Origin of the sequence: uncultured Tateyamaria sp. (genome assembly GCF_947503385.1) — a bacterium.
GTDB lineage: Bacteria > Pseudomonadota > Alphaproteobacteria > Rhodobacterales > Rhodobacteraceae > Tateyamaria.
Window position 1 is genome coordinate 331,353 of record NZ_CANNDO010000004.1, and the last position, 18,515, is coordinate 349,867.

The window sequence follows — 18,515 nt, forward strand, 5'->3', positions numbered from 1 at the left end:
CTTAATCGTCTGGTGTCAAATTTCGGATGATCTGATCCAGCTGCCTGCCCTGACGCGACAGTTTGGCCGGGCTGTCCTTGACCAGATTGTAATATTCCGTCGGATCATATTGTTGCACCGGCAAACGCAAGCGCGACGCCGTCAGCAGACCCATCGATTCCAGCACGGAATAAGCAGCGATGTACTGATCGGCCTGCGCAGAGATGCGGTTTGTCTCCGCATCCAGCAGGTCCTGTTCCGCATCCAGCACGTCAAGCGTTGTCCGCGCGCCCAGTGTCGCTTCTTCGCGGACCCCTTGGAAGGCGACGCGAGCGGCACGAATCTGCCGTTCCGAGGCCGCAAGGCTGGCACGCGCCGCCTGCAAGTTCGAAATCGCATCCACCACATCCTGCTGCACATCGTGCCGCACGGTGTGCAGGCTGCCCCGTGCCGCATCCCGGTTCGCAAAGGCCCGGCGTTCCGTGGCAAAAAGAGCGCCGCCGCGATAGATCGGGCCGGTAACGTTCAGCCCAACCGTGCCGACAGTCTGAGAATCGGAGCTGCTGAATTCTTCGGTGACCGCCGCGCGCCCCTCCAGCGAGACTGTCGGGTTCATGTCCTGCCCTGCGGCAATGGCAAGCAAATCCGCAGCCGCCACCTGATGTTGCGCTTGCGCCATTTCCGGATGGGTGCGCACCGCAACTGATTGCGCACGTGGCACAGATGTTTCGACCTGCGGCAAGCGTGGCAGACGGGCCAGCCGACCCGGCGCGCGACCCACGACATTGGTAAATTCGGCCTGCGCTTGGATCAGGTTCCGCTCGGCTCCGGCAAGGTTGCTGCGGGCCTGTGCCACCGCAGCCTCGGCCAGGGACACATCCGTGCGCGTCACTTCGCCCACATCGAACCGGTCCTGTGCGGCCCGGAATTCCTGTTGCAGCAGGCGCAGGTTGTTCTGGCTGAGCGACACGAACTCCTGCTGCCGGATCACGTTGAAATAGGCGCTGGCTGCCCGCAGCAGCACCAACTGTTCCACATTCTGAAGAGCGGCGCGGGTGGCCAGCACGGTTTCCTTGGTCGCTTCGATCCGCGACCGGTCTGCGCCGCCGTCAAACAACTGCAAGGACGCCGTGATACCCAGCGATACCGTGGTTTGCGCAATGCTGGTCGACAATCCATTGGTCGATGAGGACGCGCTGGACCCCAGCTGGCGGGTGATATCACCGCTCCAGTTGACGATGGTCTTGAGGCGGGCCGCCGCGATCGCAACATCTTCGTCTGCGGCGCGCAGCAGGGCGCGGTTCTGATCGATCAGACCACTGTGGCCATATGCACCGATCAACGCGTCCGCCAATGACGTCGCCTGCGCGCTGTTGGCGACCAGCGCCGCCGCAACGGCCAGACCAGACACCCAATGACGCGCCTCATGCCAATCCTGTTTCAGCCGCATGTGCCCTATCCCCGTTTCATGGTCTACAGCTGGAATGTGCTGTGACGTTCAAATCCGTTCATCACCGGCGCGCCTGCGTTGAACGCGCGCCGCCATGTGACATGGTTGTCCGACTTGTACCCGATACAGACCTCACCCAACGCGCCCTCCACGAACAGGGCCGCAATGCGTCCGCCATCCTTGAGCTGGTCGAGCAGCGCCTGCGGCACCTCGCTGACACCGCCCTGCACGACAATCACGTCATAGGGGCCGTGATCCGGCGCGCCTTGGGCCAGCGGTCCGGTATGTGTCACCACATTGTCCGCCCCCGCCTGCATCAGCGCGTCCTGAGCATCCGTGGCCATGCTCTCGTCTTCCTCAAGCGCCACAACGGCCTCTGCCATCCGCGCGATCACTGCCGACGAATAGCCATAGCCCGCCCCCACATCCAGAACGAGCTCATCTGTGTTGATGTCGAGCGCATCCAGCATCTTGGCCAGCGTGCGCGGCTCCAGCATGACACGCCCTGCCCCCAGATCAAGGTTTTCGCCCATATAGGCGGCCTCGCGCAGCGCGGTCGGAACGAAGTCCTCGCGTTGCACGGTCAACATCGCGTCGATGATAGGAAATTTGGTAACGTCAGAGGGTCGCACCTGCGTGTCGACCATCATGGTACGTCGGGCGGTGAAGTCGGTCATCTCAACTAAACTTATCCGTTCAGACTCTTCTGGGGCAGGTGTGCCATACATTGCGAATGGGGGCAACGCGGCAAAACGGATACGGCATGGCCTTGCGCGCGCCAGATGGATCAGCTATCGCCTAGCCCACACCACGCGGGGCGAGTTGGCGGAGTGGTGACGCAGCGGATTGCAAATCCGTGTACACCGGTTCGATTCCGGTACTCGCCTCCAAATTTTCCACAACATTTAGTGGTTAAGCATATAATAACCGGCATATTAAGCCGGTTTTTTTGCTTTTCACGTCTGTACACAAATCGTACACAGTCCGCGCCCAGTTTTCTGCTACAAATTCCGCTCGTTTTCATATACTGTATGTTTAACAGACAGATACGAGCAGAACGGCAAAATGAGCTACGGCACAACGACGATAAATGTGCACAAGAAACTGAAGCTGGATAAGCGAGCGAACAGCGAAAACTGGTATGCGCGGCTGACGTTGGATAACGGCAAGCGCATCGTGAAAAGCACAAAGACGGTCGACTTGGAAGAAGCGCGAGAACGTGCGCTTGAGCTTTACTACGACACACAAGCCCGCATCAAAAATAACCTCCCCGCCCAAACACGCAAGTTCAAGCATGTTGCAGAATACGCGATCAAGCGGATGCAGGACGCTTTGGAGAGCGGCACAGGTAAGCAGGCGTACAAGGACTACATCTCAGCGCTGCGTCTCTGGCTGATACCGTTTTTTGGTGACACGGACGTAGACAAAATTGACTACAAGGGCTTGGTCGAATTTGACGCTTGGCGCACGCAGCAGAACAAAAAGCCATTTTCACAAAGCGGCATCAACAACCACAATGCTGCGCTGAACAGGGTGCTAGATGAAGCTGAGCTACAAAGCTGGCTCGTTAAAGCAATGCGCCCCACTCTGCTAAACAAGGGCGTCAAAAGCGAAAGCAGGGGCAGCTTTACAGACGCAGAATACAAGAAGATCTACACCGCACTGCGCACCTGGCACAAAAAGTCAAAGAACACCAAGGCGGCGGCGACACGGGAAGTGCTGCGCAACTACGTCTTGTTTTTGGCGAACACGGGCGTGCGGCACGGCACGGAAGCGCTTGGGCTGCGATGGCGTAACGTTGAGTGGCAGGACAAAGGCGACGAACGCTACTTGGTGGTGAACGTTGATGGCAAAACGCGCAAACGCAGCGCTGTGGCGAGGGACACTGTTGAAGGGTATTTGGATCGGCAGCGCAAGTTGAACCCAAAGCTACAAGACGGGACATTTGACGAGTTGATCGCAGCACGCAGCGACGAGTTTGTGTTTACGACGCGGCTTGGCGACGTAGCCAACATTGCAAGCTTAAACCGCGCATTTAATGCTCTGCTGGACGTAATGGATTTGAAAACGGGCGCAGACGGCAAAGAACGCACGTTGTACAGTTTGCGGCACTACTACGCGACGCGGGATTTGAAGCGCGGGATCACAACGCACGCGCTCAGCAAGCAGTTGGGCAACAGCACGGCGATGATCGACAAGCACTACAGCAAATATAGCCCTCTGCTAAACGCCGAACTGCACAGCGGGCGGAACATGCGCGCGGACAAAGCTAAGGGCGCTGTAGCGGGCGCACAAAGCGTCGTTGACGCCGCTTTTACGATGCACGCGGACGGGCTGCTTGAAGACGAGGCACTTTTGGCTGCGCTTGGCGTTGGGCGCGACGGTTATGTTGTGACGGAAGAGATTGCGATGAAAGCGCTGGATGCAAAGCGGGCTGAAAAGATAAACGCTAGCACGCTAATGCTGATTTTGAACGGGTAGCGGGCGCAGCAACGCACGCCCGCGACAGTGTCGATCATGCTGCCTTGCGCTTGCTCAGTGCAGCCTCAATCGCAGCGTCCAGTTCGCCTTGTTGCGTTGCAACCAAAAACGCTTCCAGCGCGCCTTCCACGTCTTTCAGTTCTTTCACAAACACAGCGTTGCCCTTGCCCAAGTCCAGCACCTTGCTGCCGTACCTGCATTGCACATACCAGCCGCCGTCTTGCTCAAAGAACCAAGCACGCACCTGTCGCATTTTCTCAATGGCAACCTTTTCGCCGTGCTCGTTTGTCGCCCACCCCTTTGCGCGCACCTGATGCACGTCGCCTTTCAGCTTCGCAGCGAACACTTTTGCTTGCTCTTCGATGGCTGCGATCAGCTTTGCGCGGCGCTGTTGCGTTGGGTCTTTCGCATTTGCCCGCTTCACCGTCTTTACCGTCAGTTTCGCCAATTGTGTCATGTCAGTTCTCCTTACGTTCATATCGCAAGTATGTGTTCAAAGAGCAGCGTGAACGACCGAAATGACGGCATAAATGTCTGTTAACATACAAAAAAGCGCTGCATCTTGCAGCGCTTTCTCAAAGCTCTTTCAAATCCTCAAGCAGCCTGTGTCTGCTGCTCTCCATTCACACGCTCAACTAAGCGTTCCAAATACCTAAGTACTCCGCGCAAGTCACCGTTTCTGCTCGTTATCAGCTGTTCAACATCAGCATCGTTCAGCGCAACTTCTTCGCACTGCAGAATGCGCTGGCACATTGGCACGAGCGAAGCGGCGGACAGCGCGGGCATTTCGATTAGGTCGCAACGGCTTTGGATCGCAGCATCAACATGATGAAGAAAATTTGTGGTCAAAATCAAACCGTGCCTGCCCAAGTATTTGTCCATTACAGCACGTGTTCTTGCTTGCACCGTCCAGTGCACCAGATCGAACTCGTCGATGACTGCATATGCAAAGGGCTGACCAGACAAATTCCACCCATTTTCAACGCGCGCCAACGAAGCCGCTTCAAATTCTGCGCCATTAAAAGTGTCATGTGGCAAGTTCTCAAACCACCCCGCTGTTTCATCGCGTGACTGCGATGCGATGACTTGAGCAACGGCACTTTTGCCGCTGCCATATGGACCGTAGAGTAAGATATTATTTGTGCGCTGCCCCAGAGCAAACTGCTCAACTTTCTTGCGTGTCATGTCGTTTTCGAAGACGAGTTCGGCGAACACTTTGGGCGCGTATTTCATTGCAAACATTTGATTTCCTTTCGTCGAGTTGCGGGCGGGAAAAATTCCCGCCCATCTGTTGCTTTGGGGATTACGCAGCGAGCTTTTGCGCTGCATCAACTGCAGCAGCCAAATCTGCTTCGCCATCTGCTTCGTCTTGCGCGCGCTTTTCGTTAGCAGCTTTGTTGCTGGCTTCTGCGCTGTTTTCCTTGCCAGCTTGCGCAAGTGCAGCGTTCACAACACCAACAGCGTTCGTCTCGTGCACAATGCTGTAGCTGCCGTCCGCTTCGCGCCGTACAATCGCAACAAACAGCTTGTGTTCCGCGCCGTCGCTAAATTCGATGGCACTTGCGTTGTTGTTGTATGCAGGCACAAGCGCATCAGCGGTTTCGAATTGCTGCTTTGCAAAGGCGATGTTTTCTTCGCGCTGCTCCGTAGGCGTTTTTCCGTTTTGCTTTGTGCGCCGCAATTCTTCGATGCCGCCACGCTTAGTAATGAAATCGCCCATGCTGACATTGGCGGGCTTTTCATCTGCTGCAATAGTGATGACACGGGCATAGCCGTAGGCGCGCTTTTGGAAGTTGGAGTCGAACACAGCGCGGACAACGCGGGTTGCTAGGCTGGCGCTTTCATTAAATTGGATACCTTTGTCTTTGAGGTATGCGTTCAACGCTTTGCACTTTGACACGTTACCGCGCAGGTCGTTGAAGAAGGTCAGGCAGTCTTCAAGCAGTTCGTAAAGTTCTTCGTTGCTGCGCTTGTATGCACCTTCTTCCCACGCAATGCGCTTTGCTTTCAGTTCATCAGCTTTGAGTTCAATGTGCATGTTCAGCGGGGCGTTGATTGTGTTGCTCATGGTAAATCTCCGTTGTTTGAGCTTCGTTGTGTGCCGCTCTCATCAGCGACAAATACAATGTACCCCACAAAATAAGCTCATGCCGTCGTATCGAATTACGCTGATGACGCTGTATACTTTTTGTGATAAGATCTTATTTATGAACGATATAAGTTTTCAAAGATACCGTTTTGGTCGCAAGTTATTCATCCACGCACCACCGTACAAAGGGCTGCGCTCCAAGGAGACTGGCGAATACGTGTCAAAACGACTCGCTCGCATCCAGCCGCCATTTGCAGACGCGCAGGCTTGGCAGTGTTCCGTCTACTATTTTTGGTGGGAGTTTTTGCGCAGGCATGACGGCTACAGGGACTGTTGCGCGCGCGGCGGCGCAGGACGCTACAAGAAGCTTTACGCCGACTTTGGTGATGTGCACGCTTATGACACGGGTGACTTCTGGAAGTGGTGGACGGAGAAGCTCGACAATGAATGGAAGCGCGGCGAATTCCTGTTTTCTGAACCGGCGGCACGCAGGATTGCTGTGCAAAATAAGGTGTTGAACACTCAAACGTCTGACATGCTCACCGTCTCCATACCGCTCGAAGTTCGAACCCCGCAACTCGTCAGTAACCTGCGCAAACTGCTGGAAGAACACAAAGACCAGGTGTCAGCCGCCCGCAACAAAAGCCGCGCGCTCTACCCTGTCGCCGCCCGTGTCCGTCTATCCACGCTCCACCAGACACTGCGGGTTTGGGACACATGGAACGAACACCGACACCGCAAGAAGAAATATGAGCAAGCCGAGTTGGCTGGCATCTACGTAAACAGGGTAGTTGACCACGAAACCGTCGAGAGCCTCAAACGGGATAATTTGCCTTATGGAGACGTACAACGTGAAGTGCGGCGCAGGCAGACGCAGGCGTTCAACAGGTATCTCGCAGCAGCGAACGACTACATCGAGAACGTTGGTAAAGGGCAGTTTCCACTGCGCAGCAAGTGACAGCGGAAAGTGTCTGTTAACAGACAAAACTCGCACGCCATCCGCTGCCTTAGCTCCCAAATGATAAATAAATCAAAGGGAGCGACGGATGAACACGACAAAAACGATCAACGCACTGCGCAGGGGCTTTGCAGACCAGACCCGCGCGCAGAAGCTTGCCACAACACAAGCGATGCTGACTGCAACAGCCCAGTGCGTGAACGACTTGCGGCAGTTGGTGCACGAAACAGACGCGGCGGCACAGCGACGCAAAGCGAAACGACGCGAAACAGAGCTTGATCCAAAGCCACCCGTTAAGCCCGTGCGTGTCGCTGAACCCAGCAAACCCCGCAAGCCAAAGTACAGCGGGTTATGAAGGAGCAGCACATGACATTGGTAGAGCAGGTATACGAACGACTGGTCGAGCATGATCTCGTACAGAACGGCGAAGAGTTCAGCACGTACTGGTGCGGGAAAAGCAAAAGTTGGTTTGGCGAGCGTAAACACAGCGGACGCGATTTCAGCGTCACCGCCGCAATCGACTGTATGCGCAGTGTCCAGCTAAAGCTTGCCACGCTGAGATTGAGCAACAGGCGCATGGGCGGATTGCTGGAAGCTGAGATACGCGGGCTGGACGAGGTGAACACTGCGCTCAAAGCCTTTCTGGCTGAGCAGCATCGCATCACAGAAGTTGCGCTGGACGCAGCGCCACAGCGCAAAATGTTATAGAACAAGTAGTCTATAACATCTTCGCCTAAGCCTGTTCGATTTCAACGACTTAGGCGCAGACACAAATTCGGTCGTCCGCCAAAATGTTAGACTTTACAATGGATTACAACGAAACCGCATATTTCGAGGTGATCCATGAAACAAGCGAAGCTCTTAACCGACGTAGAACGCAAGCGCGTCTCCGCAGTCATCAACGCCCATCGTTATCCCATCCGCAACCACGCTATTTTCGCGCTCAGCTTTTATGCAGGGCTGCGCGCGTGCGAGATCGCTGGCTTGCGTGTTGGCGACGTCTTTGAAGACAACGGCAAAGTACGTGACACGATCTACTTGGCAGCGGCACAAACGAAAGGCGATGACGGCGCAACAGTGCTGGTCAGCAAGCGACTAGCGAAGGCGCTGGCAGCATACGCTGCACAGCACCCACGCCATATTGCTAAGCAAGGTGCATCGCTTTTCTTTAGTGCAAAGGGCGGCGGGTTCAGCGCACAAACAATCGTCAACCTGTTCGCACGCTTTTACAAACTGGGAGGCGTCAAAGGCGCAAGCTCGCACAGCGGGCGTCGCCAGTTTTTGACGGAGCTAGCGGACAAGGGCATCAACGCGCGCGTGATACAAGCGCTGGCACGGCACAAGCACCTGAACACAACAATGCGCTATATCGAACTGAACGAGAAAAAGATGCGCAACGCGATTGAGTTGATCTAAGAAGGTGAAAAATACGCCATTTTGCAGCGTGTTCGCCGTCCTTTGCTAAATACATTAGACAGCTAAGGCTGCATGACAAACTGACCCTACGGTTAGCACGCCAGTTACCATTGTGCCGCAAACCCGTTCTGATGTGAGACGGTAAGTAAACGCATTCGTCAGTTATGCGCTTCGACAAACACCCCACAGGGGTGCCTTAAAGATGCAGGGTAGTGCCTGACAAAATTTTTGTCGTCGGAATGGTGGTAGCGCGATTGAAGCGTGAACAAAAAGTGAGACGGAATATCAAGCTGCTTGGCAGTACCCGTCAATGTGCTGGGATAGCCACGCTACACTGGTCCCACACATGCGTAGATGCGCTTGTAATTGAGAGATCGCAAAACCTGCTCTCCCGTGTAAACGGTCTAGTGGATGTAGCCGAAAACAGCGACGGGGAAAGCCTGCGCTTATAGATCAAGCCAAAAACAAGGCTTGATCTATTTGCTCAAGGGAAAACCCAACAATCATAATCCATATTCGAATGACATTCTCTGGAAAAGATAACGCGCCAAAGTGACTTTGAAGCTTTGCGAAGCAAAGATGAAAAGCAACGCATGGCGCTTGTGGAACTGCAACGCAGTGACGCGACATTACCAACTGACAGCACTAAGCAGTAGTAGCCTTAAAGAATTCTGCCATACCAAGTGTCAGGTCCAAGTTCTGGGTTTCGTGGCGTGCCCTCGACGTCGATCCAGCGAATGATTGTGCCAGCTTCGTTCACGTCAAGCTGGAAGCATGACCACGTGCTTGGGTCTGATTGCAGGTCGGCGCTCGAACAATACCGACCATCTTGCACGGTCCAAACGCGCCGTTGATCCCCGTAGACTGTCGTGCCGTTCCTGTTGAACGTTTGTCTAATGCCCGCGCCAGTGTTGCTCTGCTCCGTGTATTCAACAGTGCGCCCGCCGACGATTGCCATCAGCGCTGCCGCGTTCTCAACTGGCACGAAGCGCTGTTCAGCGCCCGCGCTCAAATGCGGATTTGTAGTTGTTTGACATGCGCTAAGTGCAAGCACTCCAATCAAAAATAAGCGTCGATCCAATTTTCCCTCCTACACCGCACAAAACACGGCTTCAAAATACGTTTCTTTGAATTAACGGTCATTCTGCTTCGATCTCAAGTCCAAAGTTTCGATTTACAAGCCGTGTATGACTATGGATTTGAAGCAGGAAATTGGATCGCGCGTTAAGGCAGCGCGCAAAATGCGTGGCATGACACAAGCAGCGCTGGCTGAAGCTATCGACATGAGCTTTGAAACGGTGTCGAACTTGGAGCGCGGCAAAACAGCGCCGAACTTCAACACGCTAAGTGACATCGCCACCGCGCTTGATGTCGAACTCAAGTTCTTTTTCGACTACGAACCCAACAACACGTCAAAGCTGCGCAGCCGCCTTATCAGCGAGCTAAGTGCGACGACCTTAGAAGTTGATGACGACAAGCTGGCACTGATTGCAGATTTGGCGAAGGTGGTGGCGCGGCGCTGAACTTAAGTCACCACTGTAAGTTTGATCAAATCGCTGACGCACAACAAGTACGTCAACGCTACGATGCGTTACAGAAATTCTAGTGGAAAAAGTCAGGGATCGATGTTGGTCTGGGCGTGAAGTTCTAAACGCATAGAGCAAACGTAATTGGTATAGCCGCCAAACAAACACCGTTTGGCGGTTCGCCGAAAACCTGGTCAGAACAGCACTCAGCAGATAGCCATACATGCGGCAGCATGATATTCAGGTAGCAAGGAGTGAACATGCTTTCAGATACATTCAAATATATCTCGCAGTTTCGTCATGCGGGGCACCAAGTTGGTAGGAAAGTTGGCGATATGCTCGAACTCGTCACCTACTCAGCGCTCAACCACGATCCTGAATTGAACCGACGTATGAACGTTGAGCCTAAGCTGTTTGGTTTCTCTGACGCAGGACACAAAGTCGAGTTCGTATTATGCGATGTGCCGCCAGAAAAAAGAAATGGCGGTGAAATCAAGAATGTGGAGAGCATAATTGGTTTTGTGGAGTGCAAAAAGGTCGGTGTTGAGCAAACCGTAAACCAATCCTTCAAGAAGAAGTTTTCAAAAAACCCAAACGGACAAGGTTTCATCATTCCGTTTGATACACCTGTTCCAATTAGTTTTACAAAAACCGCACGCGGCAAAGTTAGTGTTGATATTACCATTGATCAAAATGAAGTTATGATAACGAACAGCGACTCAGGAGACCTTGTTTTTAAGGAGGGTTTACAACCATATCATCGGATCATCGCAGCGGTGTTTGAAGACGGTGAATTTGCCGTACTCAGTAATGAACAAAGCTTACGGGATTTTGACAAAACTCTCCGCTCATGCCGCATACTTGATATTTACGAAATCAGAGAAGAGTTTCTGGTTGGTGTTGTTAACGAGTGCCTTAGTGGTCCGCAAACACCTGAAAAAGCAAAACAGTCGTCTTTTGTTGCGCTTGATGTTCGCAAACGTAGATTTGGCACTTTTGATTTACGTCCAGATGAGCGTGATTTAGTTAGTATTCTCGTGATAACCGAATTTGCACATTGGGAGCAAAAGAGTCGAAATATGGTCCAAGCATGTATAGACTACAACTTGGTCGTGTCTGATGCGTTAATTGTCGAGGCTTTTGCAGAGTTTGAGCGGGAGTTCGGCGCTGACTTTTATTCATTTATATCGAAAGAAGCCTACGAGAACAATATGAGCGTGAAGGCGATTGTCGACGGACTTGTGGCGAAGGAGGCGGGAAGGATTTTCATTGATATCGCAGATGGAAACAAAAAATCAATTACTTACGATAATGGCAGTCTGGTCATTTCCTAAATACAAGAATTCCATCTTTTTTGGCGCTTTCGTCGTTATGGTAGTCTGCCCTAGTATTGTAAGCATATTTCCCAGTGCCATAGTGTGTAGTGCGATAATTTGTTGCTACTGGTGTATAGCCAATTTCCGATACCATTTCGGTGACTGTATTCAGTACTGGGATCAGCTTTTTGTGCCTCGTACAGTCACCAATAACAATGGCTAGCGAGTCTCCCACCTGCTGCATTTTGTACGACTCGGTATACGCGGCGCGAAGTAAATTGAAATATCGCTCGGAATTGGATTCAGTTGCCGGATGCGCAATCATCTCTTTTTTATAGTAACTACGTTCTTTAGCAAAGCGCTCCTCAAAAGGTTCCCCCCAAAGGTACTCAAGCTTAAAGACCGGAGCATAGTTGAATGCATTTAGATACGGCGGGTGACTTATAATTAAAGACGGGCTTTCACCTGAATAGACATGAGAAGCTACTTCTGCTCCGCCGAGGAGACACTTGTGATCGATGCTGTCGCTTGTGTGAAGTTGATATTCACGTTGGTTATCCACCATCTCACGAACTTTTTTGGAAAATGCTTGTAGTGGATCCCTCTGGCGCTTTTCTTTGTTGATATGAGGGCGAACCTCAGCATCAAATGCGCGCGATGTTCTACGAATGATTGCAAGGAAAGCGCAAATTAGAAATTCCGATTCCTTTGCAGCATCCATTTCAGCCAAAATGCCTTGGATCGACTTGAGACCTGAGACCGCCGACTGCTCAAACCATTTCTCTTCATGCGGCTGGAGCTCTTCAACGGGGCTGGGCGAATATGCGCGTTCGACCTCCCGTAATAATTCTGAAACTTTGCTGGTTTCTACATGTTGTGTTTTGACCCTCGAAGCCATTACAGCCAGCCAACTGACATCGATCCCAAATGAGGGTATCTCACGCAGTGACGCTTCAACCAACGTTGTCCCTGAGCCACAAAAGTTGTCTAGGATCGGACGGGCTGTCGCTTTGTCATAGTACTCGTCGATGATTTGCCCTGCGACTACGGATGGAAACTTTCCGTAGTATCTGAAATGTGAGTGAGTAAGATATGCTAACTGGCGGATGGTGTAGGGGATGTCCCAGATGTTTACGTTTTGCTCTGGTACATCCACAGCTTCGACAATGGGAAGATACTTCTCCCAAATCTGTGGCTCTTGTTCGAAAAAATCTGCCTGCAGCATAGCTATTGCCTCACGTTCTACAAGTTGTAGTATTGCCTATCATTGCTAGATACAATCTCTAGAGCGCTTTGTGTCATCAAATCACGTTGCGACAGAACGCTTCAGTGCGCACAATTCTGTGCACATCTCAATAATTGCCCACCTTACCTATTGTTTACAATGCGTTTTCGGAAGTGTAGACTTCTTGCAAATCCGTGTACACCGGTTCGATTCCGGTACTCGCCTCCACCTAAACTCTGTCGCTTATTCGGAAATTGTCAGGTGTTTGACGCGAAATTGGGGGTTTCCGTTTGCGCGAGGCGTTAAATCCGAGGCGTTCAGCAGTGTGTTACAGGTCAAACCCGGAACGACAGTTGCTGCCGCACCCCGTTTCTTAGCCTCCGGACGCGTTTCTTGGGAACTGTGCAGAAGTAACCGCGCCAGCGCTTGCAGCGTCTCGTTTTAAATCCTGTCACGGCGTGAAAAACGTGACCTCTCGCGCAATTTTGAACCGGAGCGTTTGCTTGAGCGTCGACAGGTTCGACGGATCGTTGGTCTTGTGAATCATACGATGGCAGGTTGGGCAAAGGACCATGAAGTCTTCTGGCATTCTGTAGCGCCGTGTTTCACCCTCGGCCAGACCGTGCAGCGGTCGGGCGTGGTGTATGTCCAATGGTGTATCGTAAACCCGGCCAGTGAAGCCGTAGTCCCGTTTAGGGTCGAGGCCACAGCACTCGCAAACGGGCGGCTTGGCGTTGAGAACATCTTTGCGGACCTTTTGCGATCGCTCGATACGGCGGGACAGGATGTAGCGCCGGGTTTCTTCGATATCCTTTCCGTTCGCCGCGTCCTGCATCACCTCGCTTGGTGTGGTGCCACCTCTGTTCACAAGCGCTTCGTAGGCCAGCAGCATGTTCTGCAAGTCTTTCTCAACGATCTCTTCGGTGACAGCGCCGGCCCTGTAGGTCGCTCCGAAAGCGTGTCCTGCCTCGTACCCGGTGGGAAGACCTGCTTCTGAACCCAGATCAATAGGCGCCTCTGAGAACAGTTTTGCAAATTCGGGGATACGATCAGCCATATCCCGCGCCCGACGCCTCAAGACATCGCGCCCACGCGAAGGCCCGAATTCATTGTAAATGGCAGTGGTCCCCTGATTCATCGACAGACAAATCGTCTGCTTGTCGGGATTGATCAGGTAAACAACATAAAACCCCTGTGTGGCCGTTTCCGCAATCAGCGGGTCAAAAAACGCAAGCCACGGCACGGACGCCCAAACCTGTCGCCGTGCGGTGTGCCGCCAGACCGGGTGCGCCGATCATCGCAGTGCTTGGCGGCCAGTTCCATTGCCCGCGCATCCGCCAGCCAGCAAAGGGCAGGCATATTGACCGCCCGTCCCGCCGCCGACACCTCCCGGACAACCGCGGGCTGATCCAGACCCGGCTCATGTTTGACACACGCACCGACAGGCGGCGCGTGGCGACCCGGGACGACACCTGCCCCGCCACGTCTGCCTCTGCGCCATCGCGGCACCCATGCTCCGTTGGCTATGAGCCCTGGCCGCTGTCGCCGTCGTAGGTCCAGCGATAGCCCGGCGGGGTTGGCCCCTTGTTCCGTCCACCCTGCTCTGTCTGTTCCCACGCGTGCGCAAGGATGCCCACACTGCGCGACAGGCCGAAAAACCCGCGCGCCAGCGGGGCGGGACAGCCCAGTTCGGCGTAAATCACCGCCGTCGCGCCGTCGATGTTCATCGGCACCGGCGCACCACGCTCTTTGGCCAGATGCGCCTCGATGCGGGCCGCGCTGTCGCGAAAGGCACCCGTCACCGCACTGGCCTGCACCGCCGCGTCCACCAGCGCCATCAGACGCGGCGCGCGCGGATCGGTGGGTGTGTGAAACCGGTGGCCAAAGCCCGGCACATAATGCCCATGTTCCGCCCGCCACGCCGCAAGACGCTCCAGCCCGTCCACCGCCACCTGCCCAAACAGATCCACAGCCTGTTCCCCCGCGCCGCCATGCACGTCGCCCAACATGTTCAACCCCGTGGCCATCGCGTTCTGCAATCCCACACCGCAGGTCGCCGCCATCCGCGCCGCCGCGATGGACGGCGCCTGCGGCCCGTGATCCACCGCCGACACAAGTGCCGCTTCAAACAGCCGCGCGCGGGCTTCGGACAGGGGGGTGCCGATCACCAGATGCCAGATCATCTCGGCAAACCCCATATTGCCGATCAGCGTCTCGATCGGGTGTCCGCGCAAGGCAATGCGCCCCGGCTCCATGTCGATGATCCGTGTGCGCCACCAATCGGCAACGTCGCTGTCATCACTCATATCACGCCCTTCCCCCGCATCTCGGCGATCTGTGCGGCACTGTAGCCCAGTGCGCGCAGCACCGCGTCCGTGTCCTGCCCCAATGCGGGCGGCGGCGTCGGGACGCCGGGGCGCGCGCCGTCGAACAGGGCGCCCACCCGCATCACCTCAATGGCCCGCGCCATGCCCGGCACATCGTCGAACCGCGCCAGCAGATCACGGTCGCGCACCTGCGGATGCGCAAGCACATCCGGCACCGACAGCACCGGCCCCGCAGGCACACCAATGCCGTTCAACTCATCCGCCCACAGGCCCGCCGCGCGCCGGGTCAGCACCGTCTCCAACTCTGCCCGCAGCCGCAGCCGGTTGGCCTTGCGGTCCTCGCGCGTGGCAAAGGCCGGGTCCTCCAGCAGATCGTCCCGCCCCAGATGCCGCGCCAGCAGCACCCACTGTTCATCCTTGTTGGCCGCAATATTGACCAAACCGTCGGCACATTGAAACGCACCCGAAGGCGCAGAGGTCGGGTTTTCGTTGCCAGCCCGCGCAGGCGCAACGCCCCCGATCAGATGGTTCGACACAACCCAGCCCATTGTGGCAAGCACCGCCTCCAGCATCGACACGTCGATGACACAGCCGCGTTCGGGCGCGTTCAGCGCCGCCGTAATCGCCATCGCCGCCGTCAGCCCGCCAATGGTGTCCGCCAGCGGATAGCCCGCGCGCAACGGCCCGCTTTCGGCAGTGCCCGTGACCGACATCAGGCCCGACACCCCTTGGATAGTCTGGTCATAGGCCGGGCGATCCGCCCATGGCCCAGTCTGCCCAAACCCCGAAATCGCGCAGTAGACAAGGCGCGGATTGTCTGCCCGCAACCGCGCGGGCCCAAGGTCCAGACGGTCCATCACGCCGGGGCGGAAATTCTCGACCAACACATCCGAGGCCTGCACCAGCCGTCGCAGCACCTCTTTGCCAGCCTCATGTTTGAGGTTCAGCGTCAGCGACCGTTTGCCCGCATTCTGCGCCAAAAAGCTGATGCCCATCCCCTGCGCCGACAGGTCCGGGTCAGCGCCGAGATTGCGGGCCAGATCACCGCGTCCGACCGCCTCGACCTTGAGGACATCCGCCCCCAGATGCGCCAGTTGGTGACAGGCAAACGGACCCGCCAGCACATTGGTCAGATCAAGGACACGAACCCCGGCAAGCGGTGCCTCAGTCGCCATCGGCCACGCCTTCGGCGCGCTTGCGGGCACGGCGGGCGCGGTAGCTGGGCAGCAGGACAAGGACCAGCGCAATCACCAACAGGCCCAGCGTCATGGGCCGTTCGATGATGAAATCGAGGCCGCGATAAAGCTGCATGGAGCGGGCGAAATTGTCCTCCAGCATCGTGCCAAGGATGAACCCGATCAGCAGCGGCGCCAGCGGGTAGTCGGCAAAGCGAAAGATCGTCGCCATCACCCCAAGGCCCACCAGCATCAGCAGCTCGGTCGCGTTGTTCTGCCCGATATAGGCCCCCATCAGCGTGAAAAAGAGGATGAAGGGAATCAGGTAATTCCGCGGAATGGCAAGGATTTTTGCGATATAGGGGATCAGCGGCAGGTTCAGGATCAACAGCACCAGATTGCCGATGAACATCGAAATGATGACGGCCCAGAAAATTTCGGGCGTGTCGATCATCAGGCGCGGGCCCGGTGTCACGTTCAGCGCAATCAGCGCGCCCAGCAGGATCGCGGTGGTGCCCGAACCGGGAATGCCCAGCGTCAGCAATGGCACAAAAGAGCCTGTGCAGGCCGCGTTATTCGCCGTCTCGGGTGCTGCAAGGCCCTTGACCGATCCTTTGCCAAACTCCGCCTGTTCGTCGCCCTTGGCAATGTTGCGCTCCACCGCATAGCCAAGGAAGGACGCAATCGTGGCCCCCGCCCCCGGCAACACCCCGATAAAGAACCCTTGGATGGATTGGCGTCCGATCACGGGGATCATCGCCTTGCCCTCTTCGCGCGAGAACCGCAGGTTGGTGATCTTGTTGCTGGCCCCGTCCCCGCTTGCACCCCGCATTGGGTTCAGCACCAGAAACAGCGCTTCGGGCAGCGCAAACATCGCCATCGCCAGCGTGATAAAGCTGATGCCCGATTGCAGGTCCAGCAGCCCCATGGTGAAGCGCGGCATGGAAAACAGCGCCCCCTCGCCCACAGTGGCAAGGATCAGGCCCAGAATGGTCATCATCAGCGCCTTGGCCACCTGCCCCGTGCCCGCAAAGGCGGCAATGGCCGACAGGCCCACAACCATCAGCGCGAAATATTCGGCCGAATGGAACCGCAGCGCCACCGATGACAGCACGGGCGCAAAGATCACCAGCAGGATCGCCCCGATCGTCCCACCCGCGAAACTGGCCACGGCGGCGATGGTCAGCGCCTTGCCCGCCTGCCCCTTGCGGGCCATCGGGTAGCCGTCAAAGCTGGTGGCAACCGTGCCCGCGACCCCCGGCGCATTCAGCAGGATGGACGAGGTCGAGCCGCCGAAAATGGCGCCGTAATAAACCCCCGCCAGCAGGATCAGCGCCGCCGCCGGATCACCCAGCGTGATCGCCACGGGGATCATAATGGCGATGATCGACATCGGCCCCAGCCCCGGCAACATCCCGATAAAGGTGCCAATCAGGCAGCCCGCGACCACCATCAGGATGTTCTGGATGGAAAACGCGGCCCCGAGGCCGATCATGATCCCTTCTAGCATTCGACGATCTCCCCGAAAATCCACACACTTGGCGTCCGCTGGCTTGGATCGACCTCCAGGACACGGACGCAACGCGTGCCGTCCGCCATCAGGATGTCGATAATGTCGGGCGATGCGTTCAGCCCGGTGATACGCGCCGTGCGCACATTGACATCCGTCAGCGGTTTGAGCGTTTCGCCCACCGCGATCTCGTCACCCGACTGGCCGAACACCCAGTCCGGCGCGGTCTGCGACGCAGACCCTGTCCCCGCGAACACCCATCCCGTGACGGTGGGCGGGCCGTCGACCACGGCCTCGACCAGCATCGGCTCGACCAAGTCCGCCCGTGGCGCATCCAGCGCCGCCCACCAGATCGCCACCTCGTCCTTGATGGTCTGCGGCAACACGAAATTCAGCGCAGCGAACCCGGCCGTGAACACCACGCTCACCTCCTTGATCCGGTCGACCAGCACGCTCCAGACCGATCTGGGGCTGGACACCACCTGCACCTTGAACACCGTCTCCGTGGGGTCTCCGGGCGCAGGGTTCGATCCGTCCGACATCCGCCTCAGGTCCCCATAAAGAACGGGAACGGACGCAAAAAGATGCCCAGCACCTCCTGCACCAGATACCACACAAACCCCGTGGCCAGCACCGCCACCGGGATCATCACATGAAACTTCCGCTCGCCCAGAATCGCGCTGCCCCCTGCAAGGAACACCGTCGTGGCGATCAGAAATCCGGCAGGCCGCAGCATCAGCGCATAGGCCACCATCAGCCCCAGCAGCGCCAGCGCCTGCCCCACCTTATATTCTCGCAGGCGGCGATAGTTGATGTCGGTCGCGCTGGGTTCCGCGTCTCCGCCCACACGCTTTTCGATGCCCAGCAAAACGATCATGCCCACACCGACCCCCAGAACCGCCAGCATCTTGGGAAAGGTCGACGGCCAGACCGGGTTGCGCTGCATAAAGGGCGGCAGCAACTGGTCCATCGTGAAAAAGGCCGCATAGCCGTAGACACAGCAAAATGTCACGAAAATCAACGCGATCCAGCGATCCAGCGCCATGGTCATCCCCTCCCCAAT

19 protein-coding genes and 1 tRNA gene are annotated in these 18,515 nt (G+C 56.1%); 8 read left to right on the forward strand and 12 right to left on the reverse strand.

The genetic code is table 11. The features are described 5' to 3' along the window. Position 1 precedes the first annotated feature (1 nt). Positions 2 to 1,429: a TolC family outer membrane protein gene (locus tag Q1A85_RS15475; RefSeq protein ID WP_299691243.1), complete on the reverse strand. Its 1,428-nt coding sequence runs from the start codon at positions 1,427 to 1,429 to the stop codon at positions 2 to 4. A 23-nt stretch (positions 1,430 to 1,452) separates the two neighbouring features. Continuing rightward, positions 1,453 to 2,106 carry a protein-L-isoaspartate O-methyltransferase gene (locus tag Q1A85_RS15480; RefSeq protein WP_299691246.1) on the reverse strand — a complete coding sequence of 218 codons (654 nt, stop codon included), beginning with the start codon at positions 2,104 to 2,106 and terminating at the stop codon, positions 1,453 to 1,455. Between the two features lie 139 nt (positions 2,107 to 2,245). Here Q1A85_RS15480 and Q1A85_RS15485 point away from each other — a divergent pair. After that, a tRNA-Cys gene (locus Q1A85_RS15485) sits at positions 2,246 to 2,319 on the forward strand. Positions 2,320 to 2,494: 175 nt separating this feature from the next. Then, entirely contained in the window at positions 2,495 to 3,910 is a 1,416-nt protein-coding gene (locus Q1A85_RS15490; protein WP_299691249.1) for a tyrosine-type recombinase/integrase, read from the forward strand. Positions 3,911 to 3,944: 34 nt separating this feature from the next. On the opposite strand, the gene Q1A85_RS15495 is transcribed toward Q1A85_RS15490, so the two are convergent. The 3 genes from Q1A85_RS15495 to Q1A85_RS15505 all read right to left on the reverse strand — a co-directional run bounded on the left by Q1A85_RS15495 (position 3,945) and on the right by Q1A85_RS15505 (position 5,978). Beyond that, on the reverse strand, positions 3,945 to 4,367 hold the full coding sequence (locus Q1A85_RS15495) for a hypothetical protein (protein ID WP_257892776.1): 423 nt from the start codon (positions 4,365 to 4,367) through the stop codon (positions 3,945 to 3,947). A gap of 137 nt (positions 4,368 to 4,504) precedes the next feature. Next, a complete protein-coding gene (locus Q1A85_RS15500; RefSeq protein ID WP_299691256.1) occupies positions 4,505 to 5,269 on the reverse strand; it encodes an AAA family ATPase in 765 nt (254 codons plus the stop codon). Further along, positions 5,214 to 5,978 carry a hypothetical protein gene (locus Q1A85_RS15505; RefSeq protein ID WP_299691259.1) on the reverse strand — a complete coding sequence of 255 codons (765 nt, stop codon included), beginning with the start codon at positions 5,976 to 5,978 and terminating at the stop codon, positions 5,214 to 5,216. The genes Q1A85_RS15500 and Q1A85_RS15505 overlap by 56 nt, the downstream gene beginning before the upstream one ends. Positions 5,979 to 6,117: 139 nt before the next feature. On the opposite strand from Q1A85_RS15505, the gene Q1A85_RS15510 reads away from it, so the two are divergent. The 6 genes from Q1A85_RS15510 (at position 6,118) to Q1A85_RS15535 (ending at position 11,233) form a co-directional block, all read left to right on the forward strand. Beyond that, a complete protein-coding gene (locus tag Q1A85_RS15510) occupies positions 6,118 to 6,957 on the forward strand; it encodes a hypothetical protein (protein WP_299691262.1) in 840 nt (279 codons plus the stop codon). A gap of 88 nt (positions 6,958 to 7,045) precedes the next feature. Beyond that, complete coding sequence (locus tag Q1A85_RS15515; RefSeq protein WP_299691266.1) at positions 7,046 to 7,312, forward strand: hypothetical protein; 267 nt, start codon at positions 7,046 to 7,048, stop codon at positions 7,310 to 7,312. An 11-nt stretch (positions 7,313 to 7,323) separates the two neighbouring features. After that, a complete protein-coding gene (locus Q1A85_RS15520; protein ID WP_299691269.1) occupies positions 7,324 to 7,665 on the forward strand; it encodes a DUF6626 family protein in 342 nt (113 codons plus the stop codon). Positions 7,666 to 7,800: 135 nt separating this feature from the next. After that, positions 7,801 to 8,373 (forward strand): site-specific integrase, encoded by a 573-nt coding sequence (locus tag Q1A85_RS15525; RefSeq protein ID WP_299691272.1) that lies wholly within the window; start codon positions 7,801 to 7,803, stop codon positions 8,371 to 8,373. Between the two features lie 1,193 nt (positions 8,374 to 9,566). Further along, positions 9,567 to 9,896 (forward strand): helix-turn-helix transcriptional regulator, encoded by a 330-nt coding sequence (locus Q1A85_RS15530; protein WP_299691276.1) that lies wholly within the window; start codon positions 9,567 to 9,569, stop codon positions 9,894 to 9,896. A 263-nt stretch (positions 9,897 to 10,159) separates the two neighbouring features. Continuing rightward, complete coding sequence (locus Q1A85_RS15535; protein WP_299691279.1) at positions 10,160 to 11,233, forward strand: hypothetical protein; 1,074 nt, start codon at positions 10,160 to 10,162, stop codon at positions 11,231 to 11,233. Here Q1A85_RS15535 and Q1A85_RS15540 read toward each other — a convergent pair. The 7 genes from Q1A85_RS15540 to Q1A85_RS15570 form a co-directional block, all read right to left on the reverse strand. Then, the gene (locus Q1A85_RS15540; protein ID WP_299691282.1) at positions 11,223 to 12,440 is read right to left on the reverse strand and encodes a hypothetical protein; all 1,218 of its coding nucleotides are present in this window, start codon (positions 12,438 to 12,440) and stop codon (positions 11,223 to 11,225) included. The genes Q1A85_RS15535 and Q1A85_RS15540 overlap by 11 nt on opposite strands. 451 nt (positions 12,441 to 12,891) lie before the next feature. After that, on the reverse strand, positions 12,892 to 13,683 hold the full coding sequence (locus tag Q1A85_RS15545; RefSeq protein WP_299691285.1) for a DUF3578 domain-containing protein: 792 nt from the start codon (positions 13,681 to 13,683) through the stop codon (positions 12,892 to 12,894). A gap of 280 nt (positions 13,684 to 13,963) precedes the next feature. Beyond that, positions 13,964 to 14,746 carry a citryl-CoA lyase gene (locus Q1A85_RS15550; RefSeq protein ID WP_299691288.1) on the reverse strand — a complete coding sequence of 261 codons (783 nt, stop codon included), beginning with the start codon at positions 14,744 to 14,746 and terminating at the stop codon, positions 13,964 to 13,966. Continuing rightward, entirely contained in the window at positions 14,743 to 15,942 is a 1,200-nt protein-coding gene (locus tag Q1A85_RS15555; protein WP_299691291.1) for a CoA transferase, read from the reverse strand. Before Q1A85_RS15555 ends, Q1A85_RS15550 begins: the two co-directional genes overlap by 4 nt. Further along, on the reverse strand, positions 15,932 to 17,452 hold the full coding sequence (locus tag Q1A85_RS15560) for a tripartite tricarboxylate transporter permease (protein ID WP_299691294.1): 1,521 nt from the start codon (positions 17,450 to 17,452) through the stop codon (positions 15,932 to 15,934). The genes Q1A85_RS15555 and Q1A85_RS15560 overlap by 11 nt, the downstream gene beginning before the upstream one ends. Then, positions 17,446 to 17,994: a hypothetical protein gene (locus Q1A85_RS15565; protein WP_299691297.1), complete on the reverse strand. Its 549-nt coding sequence runs from the start codon at positions 17,992 to 17,994 to the stop codon at positions 17,446 to 17,448. The genes Q1A85_RS15560 and Q1A85_RS15565 overlap by 7 nt, the downstream gene beginning before the upstream one ends. Positions 17,995 to 17,999: 5 nt before the next feature. After that, positions 18,000 to 18,497, reverse strand: a complete 498-nt coding sequence (locus Q1A85_RS15570; RefSeq protein WP_299691300.1) for a tripartite tricarboxylate transporter TctB family protein — start codon at positions 18,495 to 18,497, stop codon at positions 18,000 to 18,002. Positions 18,498 to 18,515: the final 18 nt, after the last annotated feature.

Bases quoted from the DNA above. Each gene is read 5' to 3' on its own strand.
- Q1A85_RS15520 (WP_299691269.1), top strand. From the start codon at position 7,324: ATGACATTGGTAGAGCAGGTATACGAACGACTGGTCGAGCATGATCTC.
- Q1A85_RS15475 (WP_299691243.1), bottom strand. From the start codon at position 1,429: ATGCGGCTGAAACAGGATTGGCATGAGGCGCGTCATTGGGTGTCTGGT.
- Q1A85_RS15505 (WP_299691259.1), bottom strand. From the start codon at position 5,978: ATGAGCAACACAATCAACGCCCCGCTGAACATGCACATTGAACTCAAA.
- Q1A85_RS15555 (WP_299691291.1), bottom strand. From the start codon at position 15,942: ATGGCGACTGAGGCACCGCTTGCCGGGGTTCGTGTCCTTGATCTGACC.
- Q1A85_RS15540 (WP_299691282.1), bottom strand. From the start codon at position 12,440: ATGCTGCAGGCAGATTTTTTCGAACAAGAGCCACAGATTTGGGAGAAG.
- Q1A85_RS15515 (WP_299691266.1), top strand. From the start codon at position 7,046: ATGAACACGACAAAAACGATCAACGCACTGCGCAGGGGCTTTGCAGAC.
- Q1A85_RS15510 (WP_299691262.1), top strand. From the start codon at position 6,118: ATGAACGATATAAGTTTTCAAAGATACCGTTTTGGTCGCAAGTTATTC.
- Q1A85_RS15495 (WP_257892776.1), bottom strand. From the start codon at position 4,367: ATGACACAATTGGCGAAACTGACGGTAAAGACGGTGAAGCGGGCAAAT.
- Q1A85_RS15480 (WP_299691246.1), bottom strand. From the start codon at position 2,106: ATGACCGACTTCACCGCCCGACGTACCATGATGGTCGACACGCAGGTG.
- Q1A85_RS15535 (WP_299691279.1), top strand. From the start codon at position 10,160: ATGCTTTCAGATACATTCAAATATATCTCGCAGTTTCGTCATGCGGGG.
- Q1A85_RS15525 (WP_299691272.1), top strand. From the start codon at position 7,801: ATGAAACAAGCGAAGCTCTTAACCGACGTAGAACGCAAGCGCGTCTCC.
- Q1A85_RS15490 (WP_299691249.1), top strand. From the start codon at position 2,495: ATGAGCTACGGCACAACGACGATAAATGTGCACAAGAAACTGAAGCTG.
- Q1A85_RS15560 (WP_299691294.1), bottom strand. From the start codon at position 17,452: ATGCTAGAAGGGATCATGATCGGCCTCGGGGCCGCGTTTTCCATCCAG.
- Q1A85_RS15550 (WP_299691288.1), bottom strand. From the start codon at position 14,746: ATGAGTGATGACAGCGACGTTGCCGATTGGTGGCGCACACGGATCATC.
- Q1A85_RS15500 (WP_299691256.1), bottom strand. From the start codon at position 5,269: ATGGCGAAGCAGATTTGGCTGCTGCAGTTGATGCAGCGCAAAAGCTCG.
- Q1A85_RS15530 (WP_299691276.1), top strand. From the start codon at position 9,567: ATGGATTTGAAGCAGGAAATTGGATCGCGCGTTAAGGCAGCGCGCAAA.
- Q1A85_RS15565 (WP_299691297.1), bottom strand. From the start codon at position 17,994: ATGTCGGACGGATCGAACCCTGCGCCCGGAGACCCCACGGAGACGGTG.
- Q1A85_RS15570 (WP_299691300.1), bottom strand. From the start codon at position 18,497: ATGGCGCTGGATCGCTGGATCGCGTTGATTTTCGTGACATTTTGCTGT.